The sequence below is a fragment of the Microbacterium sp. 22296 genome, from assembly GCF_052045385.1.
Classification (GTDB): domain Bacteria; phylum Actinomycetota; class Actinomycetes; order Actinomycetales; family Microbacteriaceae; genus Microbacterium.
In genome coordinates this window covers 422818-436391 of record NZ_JBQEOS010000003.1, presented here as the reverse complement: position 1 = coordinate 436391, position 13574 = coordinate 422818, and the positions used below count along the sequence as shown (strand labels likewise).

Sequence of the window (13574 nt, the reverse complement as noted above, 5' to 3'; positions counted from 1 at the left end):
CCACGGAAGGACCGCCATGTCGCTCACCGACGCATCTCCCGGCACCACCCCCGCCGAGCCGGGTCCGCCCGCCGAGCTGGTCACGCCCGCAGGGCTGGTCTCGCCCGCCGAGTTGGCCGACGAGGCGATCGCCCTCGTGCGCCGCTGGCTCGCCGAGAGTCGGGAAGAGCCGGTCGACGTCTCCGCCGAGCGCCTCGCCGGTGTGCTGCGCGACCCCCACGGCCTGGACTTCACGGTGGGCTTCGTCGACGGCGTCGTGCGCCCCGACGACGTGCGCGTCGCCGCGCGGAACCTCGCCGCTCTCACCCCTCTGATCCCCGGCTTCCTCCCGCTGCATCTGAAGGCCGCGATCCGCCTCGGCGCCGTGGCCGCGCCGATCCTCCCGCGGGTCGTCGTCCCCGCGGCCCGCACCGCGCTGCGCTCGATGGTGCGCCACCTCATCGTCGACGCGACCGACCGCAAGCTCGGCGAGGCCATCACCTCGATCCGGGGCCGAGGGGACGGCATCCGTCTCAACGTGAACCTGCTCGGCGAGGCGATCCTCGGCAAGAAGGAGGCCGCGCGCCGGCTCGCCGGAACGCGCAAACTGCTCGCGCGCGACGAAGTGGACTACGTCTCGATCAAGGTGTCGTCGACCGTCGCCCCGCACACGCCGTGGGCGTTCGACGCCGCCGTGTCCGACGCGGTCGCCGCGCTTCGGCCCCTGTACCGGGTGGCGAAGGAGACCGGCACGTTCCTCAACCTCGACATGGAGGAGTTCAAGGACCTCGATCTCACCCTCGCGGTCTTCGAGACGCTGCTCGGCGAACCCGAGTTCCACGGCGTCGAGGCCGGCATCGTGCTGCAGGCGTACCTCCCCGACGCGCTCGCCGCGATGATCCGGCTGCAGGAGTGGACCGCCCGCCGGGTGGCATCCGGGGGAGCGCCCATCAAGGTGCGGGTCGTCAAGGGCGCCAATCTGCCGATGGAACGGGTGGATGCCGACGTGCACGACTGGCCGCTGGCCACCTGGTCGTCGAAGCAGGCGACCGACGCGTCCTACAAGGCGGTGCTCGACTACGCGCTGCGGCCCGAGCACACCGCGAACGTGCGGATCGGCGTGGCCGGACACAACCTCTTCGACGTCGCCCTCGCGTGGCTTCTCGCGGAGCGGCGGGGTGCGATCTCATCGACGGGCACGCCCGGCATCGAGGTCGAGATGCTGCTCGGTATGGCCACAGCCCAGCAGGCCGTCGTGCGCCGGACGGTCGGCGCGATCCTGCTGTACACCCCGGTCGTGCACCCGCAGGAGTTCGACGTCGCGATCGCGTACCTCATCCGCCGCCTCGAAGAGGGCGCCTCGAGCGAGAACTTCATGTCGGCGGTGTTCGACCTCGACACCCACGCGGCGTTGTTCGCCCGCGAGCGCGACCGCTTCCTGGCATCCCTCGCCGACATGCCCGAGGGTGTGCCCGCCTCGAACCGCGTGCAGGACCGCACCGCACCCGCCGAGCCCGCGCCGACGCACGGTTTCCGCAACACCCCTGATTCCGACCCGGCGATCGCGGCCAACCGCGACTGGGCGCGTGCGATCGTCGCGCGGATGGAGCACTCGGACCTGGGCCGTGCGAGCATCGCCGCGCACACCGTGACAGACGAGGGCGCCCTGAACGCGCTGATCCGGGATGCGGCGGCGGCGGCCGCGAGCTGGCGCGAGCGGGGCGCTGCGGAGCGCGCCGCGATCCTGCACCGCGCGGGGGACGCGCTCGAAGCCCGTCGTGCCGACCTTCTCGAGGTCATGGGCGCCGAGTGCGGGAAGGTCATCGAGCAGAGCGACCCCGAGGTGTCGGAGGCGATCGACTTCGCGCACTACTACGCCGAGCAGGCGCGCACGCTCGAGGACGTCGACGGTGCGACCTTCACCCCGGTCGGTGTGACCGTGGTCACCCCTCCGTGGAACTTCCCCGTCGCGATCCCCGCCGGCTCGACTCTCGCCGCGCTCGCCGCCGGGTCCGCGGTGGTCATCAAGCCCGCGGCCCTCGCCGAGCGCTCCGGCGCCGTGATGGTGGAGGCGCTGTGGGAGGCGGGAGTGCCCCGCGAGGTGCTGAAGCTCGTGCAGGTGTCCGAGAACGACCTCGGTCGGCAGCTGCTCACGCACCCGGCCGTCGAGCGGGTCGTGTTGACCGGCGCGTACGAGACGGCCGAGCTGTTCCGCTCGTTCCGTCCCGATCTGCCGTTGCTGGCGGAGACGAGCGGCAAGAACGCCGTGATCGTCACCCCCAGCGCCGACCTCGACCTCGCGGCGAAGGACGTCGCGATGTCGGCCTTCGGCCACGCGGGCCAGAAGTGCTCCGCGGCATCCCTCGTCGTGCTCGTCGGATCGGTCGCTCACTCGCGCCGCTTCCGCGACCAGCTCGTCGACGCCGTCACCTCGCTCGAGGTGGGGATGCCGTGGGACGAGGCCTCGCGGGTGGGACCACTCATCGAACCGGCGCGGGGGAAGCTCCTGACGGCGCTCACCTCGCTCGAGCCCGGCCAGCGCTGGGTCGTCGAGCCTCGCCGGCTCGATGACGACGGGATGCTCTGGCGCCCAGGCATCCGTGAGGGGGTGCAACCGGGCAGCGCCTTCCACCGCACGGAATACTTCGGTCCGGTGCTCGGCATCATGACCGCCGAGACGCTCGAGGGGGCGATCGAGATCGTCAACGCTATCGAGTACGGCCTCACCTCGGGCTTGCACTCCCTCGATGCGGCGGAGATCGACACGTGGCTCGCGCGCATCGAGGCCGGCAACGTCTACGTCAACCGCGGCACCACGGGCGCGATCGTGCAGCGCCAGCCGTTCGGCGGGTGGAAGAAGTCCGCGGTGGGGGCGGGCACGAAGGCCGGCGGCCCCCACTACCTCTTCGGGTTCGGGACGTGGACGGATGCCGACACCTCGGCGCCGCGGTCCCCCGACGCGCTCACCGCGCCGGCGTCGGCCGCAGTGCCCGCCTCTGAGCGGGAGTGGCTGGCATCCGCCCTCTCGAGCGATGCCGCCGCGTGGGCCTCGGAGTTCTCGGTCGCCCGGGATGTCACCGGGTTGGAGTCGGAGCAGAACGTGCTGCGCTACGCCGCCGTGCCCGTGACCGTGCGCCTGGAGGACGCGTCCGAGGCGGCTCTGGTGCGCGTGGTCGCGGCGGGTGTGCGGGCGGGGTCGTCGGTGACGGTCAGCGCCGCTCGCGACCTGACACCGGCCGTGCGGGCGTGGCTCGAGGGCGTCGGCGTGCGCGCCGCCGTCGAGGACGGCGTCGAGTGGGGTCGCCGCGCCGCGCGCCTCGCCCGGGTGGGCGGACGCGTCCGGCTGCTCGGCGGCTCACCGGCCGCGCTCGCCGAGGCCACCGGTGGCTCGCCCTCGCTCGCCGTCTACGCCGGCGCGGTCACCCGCGCGGGGTACGTCGAGCTGCTGCCGTTCGTGCGCGAGCAGGCCGTGTCGATCACGGCGCACCGCTTCGGCACACCGCGTCGACACGAGGTCCCCCCGCTCGTCGGGCGGTGACGACCGCGGAGGGCGGGGCCGTTCTATCGGATCGGCCCCGCCCTGGTCATGCGGACGTCGTGTCGCCGTGTCGCTCGCAACTCGTTGCTCCTCGCTCGCGCGGCGTCGATGTGCGCCCTCCGGCCGTGCCGCTCAGATCGTTCCCGACGCGGCGACGCGCCGCGCCGCTCGGCCCACGGATTTCGGGACGGGAACGCCCGCGACGGTCTGGGGCGAGGTCACCGGGTCACCCGCGACGACCCGCAGCGGGAGCATCCCCGCCCACACCGAGCGGTCCTCGCCGTCGTCGTCGCTCTCCACGAGGGAGCCCGCGTTGTCCTTGACGCTCGCCTCGGCCAGAGGGAGGCGCAGCACCATGGTCGCCGCGAGCTCGCGGGCGGTCATCGGGCGTACGTCTTCGCTTCGTCCGGGCATGAGGTGCTCCGATAGCGCGAGCAGCGCGGCCTCCTTCTGCGCCGGGGGGACGACGGATGCGACCCCGTGCACGACGGCGCACCGGTAGCGCATCGAGCTGTCGAAGAGCGACCGGGCGTACTTGAGGCCCAGCAGGTGGGTCACCGTGAGGCAGACCGGGGCGCCCGCGGCGATACGACGGAAGAAATCGCTGCCGGTCGATCCGTGCAGGAGCACGTCGTCGCCGTCGCGCCCGATGCCGATCGGCAGGGCAACGGGCCGGTCATCACGCACGATGGCCAATGTTCCCGACAGCGCGCCGTCGATCACGTCGTACAGTGCGGCGCGATCCGTGCGCTGGTGGTGCGCTCCGCGCCGGACGCGGGTGAGAGCGGTGAGGGGCAGGTCGGTGAGAGGCGGCTCGGCGCGGGGAAGATCGGTGCGGGGCAGTTCGGTGCGGGGCCGCTCGGTGCGGGGCAGGTCGGCCCGGGGTAGGTCTGTCTGAGGCTGCGGGTTGGCGGACATCTCGGTCATGCTCCGATTGCACCCCCTCCGCTGGACCATCCTGTAGTCCACTTCTCGTGCTTTCGCGTGGACCAGTGGCAGACTTCGTGCGTGATCTCCCTCGGCATCCTGGACCGCGGTTCGGCCGTGCCGCTGCACGAGCAACTCGCGCACGGGCTGCGCGCAGCGGTGCTCGCGGGACGCGTGAGCGGGGGAGAAGCGGTGCCGTCGACCCGCGCGCTCGCCGCCGATCTCGGTGTCGCCCGCGGCACCGTCGTCGCCGCATACGAGATCCTCGCGGGCGAGGGCTACCTGCTTCCCCGACCGGGGGGTGCGACCGTCGTCGCCGAGGTCACGGCTCGTTCACCGGCTCTGCGTGAGTGTGCCGACACGAGCGCTGTGGAGGAGTCGCCGCTGATGGACCTGCGTCCGGGGCGGCCCGGCACGACGGGGCTCGCCGACGCGGCGTGGCGTTCGGCGTGGCGGCGGGCGACGGCGGGCGACCCCGATTCGGACGTCTCCGACACCGCGGGTGCACCGGCTCTGCGGGCGGAGATCGCCCGGTACCTCGGTCGGGCGCGCGGGCTCGATGTGGCGGCATCCGAGGTCGTCGTCACCGCCGGCACCAGCGACGCCATGCTCCTGACCCTGCTCGCGCTGTCGCCCCGCGGCGGCGGGTCGCGTTTGCGGGTCGGCTTCGAGAACCCCGGGTATCCGCGTGTTCATCGAATGCTCCGCCGGCTCGGAATCGACGCCGTTCCCCTCCCCGTGCGTCTCGGCGCGGGGCTCGACCTCGAGGCCGTCGAGCGTCACCGTGATCTCGACGCGTTCATCGTCACGCCGCACCACCATTACCCGCTCGGAAGTCGATTGGATGCCGAGGCGCGGGCCCGTCTGCTCGCCTGGGCCGACCGCGAGGACGTCGTCGTCATCGAAGACGACTACGACAGCGAGTTCCCCCATGGCCGTGCGCCCCTTCCTCCGCTGCATCTGCTCGATCCTGCGCGGGTGGTGCTCATCGGCAGCCTGTCGAAGACACTCACTCCCGCGGTCCGTTGCGGCTGGGTCATCTCGACCGGCGTAGTGGGCGAGCGCATCCGCGCGACGCGCGACGATCTCGATCTGCCGGTCTCGCTCGTGCAGCAGCACGCGCTGGCGCTGTACCTCGCGGAGGGCTCGCTCGCGCGACACACGGCGCGGCGGCGGCGCGAGTACCGCCATCGCCGCCGCCTTCTGCTCGAAGCCTTCGCGGGCGTGCCCGGCGTCGAGCTCGTGGCCACGGATGGTGGCCTGCACGCGGTGGCGCTGCTGCCCGGGAGGGGCGAGGACACGGAGCGCGCGATCGTCGCTGATCTCGCTGAGCGGGGCCTTCGTGTCGCGCCCCTCGCGGCCTACGTCTGGGAGGGTGCTGCCGTGTCCCTGCCGGCGGGGATCGTCTTCGGGTACGCCGAGCCATCGACCGTCGCACTCGTGGAGGCGATCGATGTGGTGCTCGCCGTCCTGCGCGCACACGCCGGTGCGGGTGGTTCCGCCGGGTGGACGTCGGCGGAGCATCGAGCGTAGAGCTCCAGGGGTGAGTGGACAGAGCTGTGCCGCGCGTCGCCTCCGAAGCCGCTCGCGAGCTGGTCCGGTGGCACGGCACCTTCAGAGCTGAGTGTCGAGGAACTGCCCGCCTGCGATTCAGAAAGCGGCATCGCCGCGTTACGTGACCACAAGACCGGCGCCGGAAGGTGGACGTGGTCGGAGGGCGCCGTCGAGGGGCGGACCCGGCCGGAGTTCGGGTCGCGGGGCGGACGTGATCGGAGGGTCCCGTCGAGGGGCGGGCCCGACCGGGGGTATGAGTCGACCAGCCGGCCCGATCAGGCGCTGGTGCCAGGGAGCGAACCGCTCAGAAGGGCGGCGATGCTGGTGGAAGGCGCCCCACCCGCCTCAGCCCCGCAAGCCCTCACGCCCCGCCCTACCGATCCAGGATCTCCAGCGCAGCCATCGCCGCGTTCTGCCCCCCGATGCCGCTGACCGCCCCGCCCCGCTGCGCGCTCGACCCGCACAGCAGGACGCGCGAGTGCGGTGTCGCCACGCCCCACCGTTCTGCGGGGGAGTGCGCGGGTGAAGACAGCCACGGCCATGACAGCGCGCCGTGGAAGATGTCCCCACCCACCATGTTCAGCGACTTCTCCAGGTCGCTCGTGGTGCGGGCTTCGATACACAGCCGCCCGTCGGGCGCACGCAGGATGCAGTCGCGCAGCGGCTCGGCGAGCACCGTGTCCAATGACGCCTGCGCCGCAGCCAGAAGTCGTGCCCCGGCGGCGACGGGGTCGGTGTCATCGATCAGGCGATGCGGCACCTGCAGTCCGAACATCGTCAAGGTCTGCGCGCCCGATGCCCGCAGGTCGTCGCCGAGGATCGAGGGGTCGGTCAGCGAGTGGCAGTAGATCTCCACGGGGAGCGGCTCGGGGAGGACGCCCGCGGATGCCGCCACGTGCGCGGCATCCAACTGGGTCATCGTCTCGTTGACGTGGAAGGTGCCCGAGAAGGCGGCCTCGGGGGTGATCGAGGTGTCGCGCAGTCGGGGCAGTCGCGACAGCAGCATGTTCACCTTGACCTGCGCGCCCTCGGGCTCCGGGGCGCCGGTGGTCGTGGAACCGCCCGCGGCGAGCAACCGGTCGAGCACCGCGCGCCCGACACCGCTGAGCACGAGCTCGCCGTGGAACACTTCCGATCGATCGGTCATGGTGTGCACGTCGCCATCGGGTGAGATCGAGATGACCTCGACGCCCGTGACGATCTGCGCTCCGGCCTCGCGCGCGGCGCGTTCGAGCTCCGCCGTGACCGCGCCCATTCCGCCGACGGGGACGTCCCAGTGCCCGGTCTCGCCGCCGATGACGTGGTAGAGGAAGCAGCGGTTCTGCGCGAGTGAGGGGTCGTCGGACGACGCGAACGTGCCGATCAGCCCGTCGGTCAGCGCGATGCCGCGCACCAGGTCGCTGTCGAACGACGCGCGCAGCAGGTCGCCGAGCGGACGCTCCGTCAGCGCCGAGAACAGCGCGTCGTCGCCGATCTTCTCGCGCACCTCGTCGGCGGTGGGCAGGGGCTCGGTCATCGTCGGGAACACCGCGCGACCGAGGGGCGCCAGGCGCTCCCCGAACGCGGCGAACCGCTCGGCCTCCTCGGTGTCTCCCAGGGTGCGGGCGAACGACGCGGCCGTGGCCTCGGCATCCTCGTTGTCGATCAGGATGCCGCGCGACGGGTCGACCGGATCGGGGGTGTAGGACGAGTACCGGCGTCGCCGCAGCTCGATGTGCAGGCCGAGGTCGTCGATGATCTTCTGCGGCAGCAGGCTGACGAGGTAGGAGTACCGCGACAGTCGCGCGTCGACCCCGCGCCACGGGCGTTCCGACACGGCGGCGCCGCCGACGGCATCCGTTCGCTCGATCACCACGACACGGCGCCCGGCCCGGGCGAGGTAGGCCGCGGCGACGAGGGCGTTGTGCCCTCCTCCCACGATGACGACGTCGTACCGGCGAGAATCCGAAGCTGTCATGTTCTCCACGGTATCCACAGGCGCGAATTCGGCGAGAGGGGTGGCGCAGTAGCGTGGATGCCATGACCTCACCCGCGGATCTGCTCGACATCGCCACCCGCATCGCACGAGAGGCGGGGGTGCTCGCCCACCGCCGCCGTCAGGAAGGGGTCACCGTCGCGGCCACGAAGTCGGCCGCCGCCGACATCGTCACCGCCGCAGACCGCGAGGTCGAGGCCTTCATCCGATCAGAGCTCGAGCGAGTGCGGCCGGACGACGGATTCTTCGGCGAGGAGTCCGGAGCCGAAGAGGGCACGAGCGGCATCACGTGGGTCGTCGATCCGATCGACGGAACCGTCAACTACGCCTACGGCATCCCGGCCTGGGCGGTGAGTATCGCCGCCGTCGAGGGCACGGCCGAGACCGCGTCGTGGACGGCGCTCGCCGGGGCCGTCTTCAATCCCGTGACGGGGGAGCTTTTCCGTGCCGCTCGCGGGGGCGGAGCCTGGCTCGGCGACCAACGCCTCTCGGTCAGCGAAGTGGGCGAGGCCGGTGGACTCGTCGCGACGGGGTTCGGTTACAACCCCGAGACGCACGGCCCGGCGCTCGCGCAGCTCTCGCGCGTCATGCCGATCGCGCGCGATGTGCGCCGCATCGGGGCGGCCTCGCTCGACCTGGCGTCCGTTGCGGCCGGGCGCGTCGACGCCTATTACGAGCGCGGGACGCATCCGTGGGACCACGCGGCCGGGGCGTTGCTGGTCGAGGAGGCCGGGGGGCGGGTCGGCGGCGCGCCCGGCGGTCGCCCGGGCAACGGCATGGTGATCGCGGCAGGCCCCGACTTCTTCTCGCGGCTCGAGCCGCTGCTCGATTTCGAGAGGTGACCCCTCCCGCTCATCGCTTTCTCAGAAGACCGGGGTAGGGTGTTTACCAGTTCGTTATCTTCCGCAACCCGAAACTGCGGAGATGGCCAAGCCCTACAGCCCGAAGCCGTCGCCTCTTGCGCGACACGACACGAGAGCCATCGCGCGTTGCCGTCAGAAGCATTCCCGATCGAGCCTGCCCCCACCCGGCGGTCCCGTCGCCACCTCACTCCCGCCAACGAGGTCGCCGTCCGGCCGACCCGAGCCGAGATGCGTCGCCACGGTGCGAGCGACCCGGCTCCGGTCGACTCCGAGAACGCCGCACAGCCCGAGCTGATCGAGAACGTGGCCGCCGCCGTCCTCGAGACGGTGATCGCCGCAACGATCGACGCCACGCTCCCTGAAACGGATGCCACGCCCTCCGTCGGTGACGAGTCCGACGCCCTCGAGGTCACCGTGGTCGACGAGCGGTCCTCCGACGAGGTCTCCGTCATCCTGCAGAGCGCCGACCACGACGTCGCCACGACGCCCGTCACGCTGCCGACGTCGCCGATCACCCTCCCCGGCTCCTCGCGTCGTGCGCGCCGTCGCCCGCAGGAGTCGGTCATCCTCGACGGCACCGAGACGCCGGCCGCCGAGACGCCCGCCGCCGAGGCACAGGCCGCCGACGCCCCCGCCGTCGAGTCGCCGCGCGCCGAGCAGGCCGCCGATGCCCCCGCCGTCGAGTCGCCGCGCGCCGAGCAGGCCGCCGATGCCGCGGACGTCCCCGACGACGACGAGTTCGCGTCGGCCGCGCGCCTCTTCGCGTTCACCGGGGAGACCGCCGTTCAGCAGCACCGTGTCGTCGCCCCCGCGCAGCCCGTCGCCGAGGGTCTTCCGGCCACGGCCACGACCGGCTCGCGCCGCACCGCACGCCGCATCGCGGCCACGTCGTTCTCCGTCGGCGTCATGGGTGTCGTGGGGCTGCTCACGGTGGGCATGACCATGCCGGTGAGCGCCCTCGCCTCGGCGAGCGGCACCGAGAGCGTCACCGCGAGCGAGACCGTCACCACCCGCCTCGCCGTCGGCGGCGACGTCGCGGCATCCGAGGACGCCATCCAGGCCTACGTCGCTCCCGCCGCGGCGCAGGCGGCTGTCGTCGACCGCTCCGACGGCTACAGCGCGACCACCTACGCGCAGATGGCCGCCGACTCGGGTATCACCAACCCGTCCAACTTCTACGTCAACGACCCCACCGCGCCCATCCAGTGGCCCTTCGCGGTCGGTGTGCCCATCACGTACGGCTTCGGCATGCGCGACGGCACCATGCACGAGGGTGCCGACTTCGTGCCCGGCGAAGGCTCGCCCGTGCAGTCGATCGCCGACGGCACCGTCCGCATCGCGACCGAGCAGGGCGGCGCGTTCGGTGTGACGGTCTTGATCGATCACGAGATCGACGGTCAGCTCGTCTCGAGCCGGTACGGACACATGCAGTACGGCTCGCTCCAGGTCACGCAGGGTCAGCACGTGAAGGTCGGCCAGTTCCTCGGCCGCACCGGCAACACGGGCCGCTCGTTCGGTGCCCACACGCACGTCGAGATCCTCCAGAACGGCACCACCCCGATCGACCCGATCGTGTGGCTGCGTCAGCACACCGGCGGCTGAGCCGATTGGTGGGAGGGTGTCGCGGTCTGATATCCTCTTCAAGTTGCCCGGAGCGATCCGGGTACGCCCCGATAGCTCAGTGGCAGAGCACTTCCATGGTAAGGAAGGGGTCGTCAGTTCAATCCTGACTCGGGGCTCAAGGTGTTCATCTCTGAACAGTGGATGCCGTGCGGCGGGGTAGCTCAGTTGGTGAGAGCGCACGACTCATAATCGTGAGGTCGCGGGTTCAAGCCCCGCTCCCGCTACCGAATTGCCCGATCAGCCCCGGTTTCCGCCGGGGCTGATTTCGTTATAGGGCGGGGTATCCCGCACAAACCCCGCAGATTGAGTTTGGCGCGGTGCGTCGAACGCGTCGTCCGGCTTCGCGCAGGCCTAGGGTGACTTTTATGGGGCATGAGGGGCCGAAGCAGCGTCGCAAAGCTTTGAACGAGGCGCGCAAGGCGATGGAGGCCGAGTTCGCTCGCGAGCAAGGAGACTACAGACCTCCGGATCGAGACGATTGCTCGTCTAAGGAGTGGTACCTGTCGATCGACGACAGTGCGAACCTGCGCATCTCGATCTGGACGTGGCGCTCCGAGGGTCGTCTCGTCGATTTCCTCATGCTGGTGGAGACGGGAGACTGGGCAGTTGCCGATGCCTGGCAGGAAGTTGCGCGGATCGACTGCTCCGGTGGCCGATGCCATTTGCATCCGCCCAACGACATGGAGGAGCACGAGTTGATTCTTCGTCTCGACTCCATTGACGATGTTGAGAAAGCGTTCGGCCAAGCCAACACCATCGCAGTGACCGTAGCGATTATGATTCGAGATGGGAGGTCGTGAACATGTACACCGAGTCCGAACTCGACAAGTTTCGTCGTTCGATCAATACGAACCTCGCGATTGGCTCACTCGCCGACACAGAGTTGCCGGTGGTGGACAACAACGGGAGGCACCCAGTCGTCGCCGCCCTCGGGGGCGAGCGGCTGGCGGTACTGCTGCGCCGTATTGAGAACGTCGGCGGTTATGCCAATGTCTTCGTCGATGCTGGCGACAGCGTCTGCATGCTGGCGTTCGTGGATTCCTCCGGCGCTCTCGACGTCGAGAGCGCGGAAGATCTTGCATCGGATGGACAGCGCCCCGGCAGCGACGCGACAGTCGGCATGTTCATTGAGTACCTGTCGCTGAAGCCGAATGGCGTTCGGCTCCCGGCTCGTCTGGTCGAGGACCGACCGTTCATCCTGGCCCCTCGAGAAGTTCACTTCGCGTAAGGCGCCAGATTGCTGGGGCCCTGGGTGCATCCGACGGGGAGCAATCAGGGCCCCTCATCCGTTCATCACCTGATCGAGGGCTTTCGCCGCGCGGGTCCCGCCGACGGTCTTCGACATGTAGGTACCCATCGTTAGCGACGGGTCCGCGTGGCCGAGGTACTCTGCGATGTCGCGGGCGCTAAGGCCCGCCTGATCTAGCGCCGTGGCGACCGTCTTCCGAAAGCTATGGAACGAGTAGTCGCCGATTCCGAGTCGCGCCCGCGCCTCCGCCCAGTCCCGTGACGTGTTGCGCGGATCCCGTAGGTTTCCCATCGACGTCGGGAACACGAGATCAAGACCACGGTTGGGGCCGCCCCGGAGGCGCCTGTCGCCGAGTATGCCGAGGACGCCTCCGGGGACTCGGATGCGTCGTACACCTGCCTCGGTCTTCGTGTGCGTCTGGCGGATGAGGCCGCGGCCCGTGGCGCGCACCGCGTTCGCGCGGATGCTAACCGTCCCGGCCTCGAGGTCGACGTCCTCCCACGCGATCGCGCACGCTTCGCCGATGCGGACACCGGTGCCGGCGATGAACTCGACGATGTCGACGAGATCGAGCTCGCCCGCTCGCTCATCGCTTCGGAGCTTCGCGAGAATGCCGGCAAGCTCGTCGACGGGGATGGGCGTCGCGCCCTTCGCCTTCTGCTCGAGCGGTGCCAACTCGCGCACGGGGTTTGCACGGACAGCATCGGCCCGAGTGGCGAGCCCGAGCATTCCCGACAGCACGGAGCGCACGGTCTTCGCGGTGCCCACCCCTACCTCTGACGCGACGGAGTCGAGGAAACGCTGCAGGCGATCCGGCGTCGCCTCGCTGACGGCGAGGTCTCCGATACGCGGGGCAATGATCTTGCGGACGGCTCGCTCATAGGTGTCGACGGTGCGAGGCGCTCGCCCTGCCTTCGCCGAGAGAAACCGCTCGCCAAGATCGCGGAGCCTTGTCTCTCGCTTGACCTCCGCCGCGGTCGAGGTCTGGATATCGACGAGAGCGGCGCGCAGCTTGGCTTTCGCCTTGGCCTCGCTAGAAGCGAACCGTTCGACCTGCCGGAGTTTGCCGTCATCGAACCGGTAGCGCGTCCGCGCCCGCCACTTGCCAGGCTCAACGAGGATGGCGTGGATCGTGCCGTAGCTGCTAAGCGGTGTTCGGGGTCGCGCCATGACCGTCAATGCCTCCTCGCATTGCGCTCCAAGCCTCTTCGAAGCCACGAGCAGAAATCCGGGAGTCGATGGCGTCGCCACGGCTTTGCATCATGTGGAAGAGGTGCGGCGACGTCCCCTCGGATAGTAGGTCGCGTGCGTCGTACTCCTCGGATCCCTCGTCCATCTGATCGCGTAGGCGGCTGGCTGTCATAGCTGCCTGTGTGTCCTTCTCGTACGCGTCAAGAACATCTCGAGGGGTCTCGCGGAGCAAGAGCTCGGCCGTATTGGCCGCGAAGGTAGACCAACGATGATTGCCGAGATCATCCGTCGTGTCGAGTGCCTGCGCAAGAGCCATCTGCGCGGACTGGAACCGCTCGACCGCCTCGATCAGAGCGGAGCGACGAAGTCGTACATGTTCAGCCCCGAGCTCGATGCGGAGGGTCTGAGGTCCCTCAAGCAGGCTGCGGGTAGTGCGGCCCACAATTGAGCTCAGCGCTTCACCTTCGCCGATGCTGACCCGTCTTTCGCCGCGCTCGATCTTCCCGATCACGGGTTGCGCCATCTCGTAACCGAAGTCTGCCATCTGCGCGGCGACCTCCGCCTGACTCAGACCCGCTACCTGACGTGCCAAACGGAACGCCTCGGAGAAGCGCTCATCCATTGTCTTTGCATCCACGTCGGCAGTGTACCGAAATCGACTGCGAGTTATACCCA

General features: G+C 70.1%; 10 protein-coding genes and 2 tRNA genes. 8 read left to right on the top strand and 4 right to left on the bottom strand.

The window, feature by feature from the left end:
- Positions 1-16 precede the first annotated feature (16 nt).
- Positions 17-3517: a bifunctional proline dehydrogenase/L-glutamate gamma-semialdehyde dehydrogenase gene (locus ACTJJP_RS08500; protein ID WP_440774577.1), complete on the top strand. Its 3501-nt coding sequence runs from the start codon at positions 17-19 to the stop codon at positions 3515-3517.
- A gap of 132 nt (positions 3518-3649) precedes the next feature.
- Here the strand turns inward: ACTJJP_RS08500 and ACTJJP_RS08495 are convergent, their stop codons facing one another.
- Complete coding sequence (locus ACTJJP_RS08495) at positions 3650-4444, bottom strand: pyridoxamine 5'-phosphate oxidase family protein (protein ID WP_440774576.1); 795 nt, start codon at positions 4442-4444, stop codon at positions 3650-3652.
- A gap of 81 nt (positions 4445-4525) precedes the next feature.
- On the opposite strand from ACTJJP_RS08495, the gene pdxR reads away from it, so the two are divergent.
- Positions 4526-5977 (top strand): MocR-like pyridoxine biosynthesis transcription factor PdxR, encoded by a 1452-nt coding sequence (pdxR, locus tag ACTJJP_RS08490; RefSeq protein ID WP_440774575.1) that lies wholly within the window; start codon positions 4526-4528, stop codon positions 5975-5977.
- A 394-nt stretch (positions 5978-6371) separates the two neighbouring features.
- Here pdxR and ACTJJP_RS08485 read toward each other — a convergent pair whose 3' ends face one another.
- Entirely contained in the window at positions 6372-7955 is a 1584-nt protein-coding gene (locus ACTJJP_RS08485; protein WP_440774574.1) for a phytoene desaturase family protein, read from the bottom strand.
- A gap of 62 nt (positions 7956-8017) precedes the next feature.
- Between ACTJJP_RS08485 and ACTJJP_RS08480 the strand changes: the two genes are divergently transcribed.
- From ACTJJP_RS08480 to ACTJJP_RS08455, 6 genes are all read left to right on the top strand, one after another.
- A complete protein-coding gene (locus ACTJJP_RS08480; protein ID WP_440774573.1) occupies positions 8018-8815 on the top strand; it encodes an inositol monophosphatase family protein in 798 nt (265 codons plus the stop codon).
- 249 nt (positions 8816-9064) lie between these two features.
- The gene (locus ACTJJP_RS08475; RefSeq protein WP_440774572.1) at positions 9065-10438 is read left to right on the top strand and encodes a M23 family metallopeptidase; all 1374 of its coding nucleotides are present in this window, start codon (positions 9065-9067) and stop codon (positions 10436-10438) included.
- Positions 10439-10503: 65 nt separating this feature from the next.
- Positions 10504-10575: transfer RNA gene (locus ACTJJP_RS08470), tRNA-Thr, on the top strand.
- A gap of 34 nt (positions 10576-10609) precedes the next feature.
- Positions 10610-10683: transfer RNA gene (locus ACTJJP_RS08465), tRNA-Met, on the top strand.
- A gap of 141 nt (positions 10684-10824) precedes the next feature.
- Positions 10825-11259, top strand: a complete 435-nt coding sequence (locus ACTJJP_RS08460; protein ID WP_440774571.1) for a hypothetical protein — start codon at positions 10825-10827, stop codon at positions 11257-11259.
- Positions 11256-11687, top strand: coding sequence for a hypothetical protein (locus ACTJJP_RS08455; protein ID WP_440774570.1), 432 nt, complete (start codon positions 11256-11258; stop codon positions 11685-11687). Before ACTJJP_RS08460 ends, ACTJJP_RS08455 begins: the two co-directional genes overlap by 4 nt.
- 54 nt (positions 11688-11741) lie before the next feature.
- On the opposite strand, the gene ACTJJP_RS08450 is transcribed toward ACTJJP_RS08455, so the two are convergent.
- The gene (locus ACTJJP_RS08450) at positions 11742-12878 is read right to left on the bottom strand and encodes a site-specific integrase (protein WP_440774569.1); all 1137 of its coding nucleotides are present in this window, start codon (positions 12876-12878) and stop codon (positions 11742-11744) included.
- The gene (locus ACTJJP_RS08445; RefSeq protein WP_440774568.1) at positions 12853-13536 is read right to left on the bottom strand and encodes a helix-turn-helix domain-containing protein; all 684 of its coding nucleotides are present in this window, start codon (positions 13534-13536) and stop codon (positions 12853-12855) included. The genes ACTJJP_RS08450 and ACTJJP_RS08445 overlap by 26 nt, the downstream gene beginning before the upstream one ends.
- Between the last annotated feature and the right edge of the window lie 38 nt (positions 13537-13574).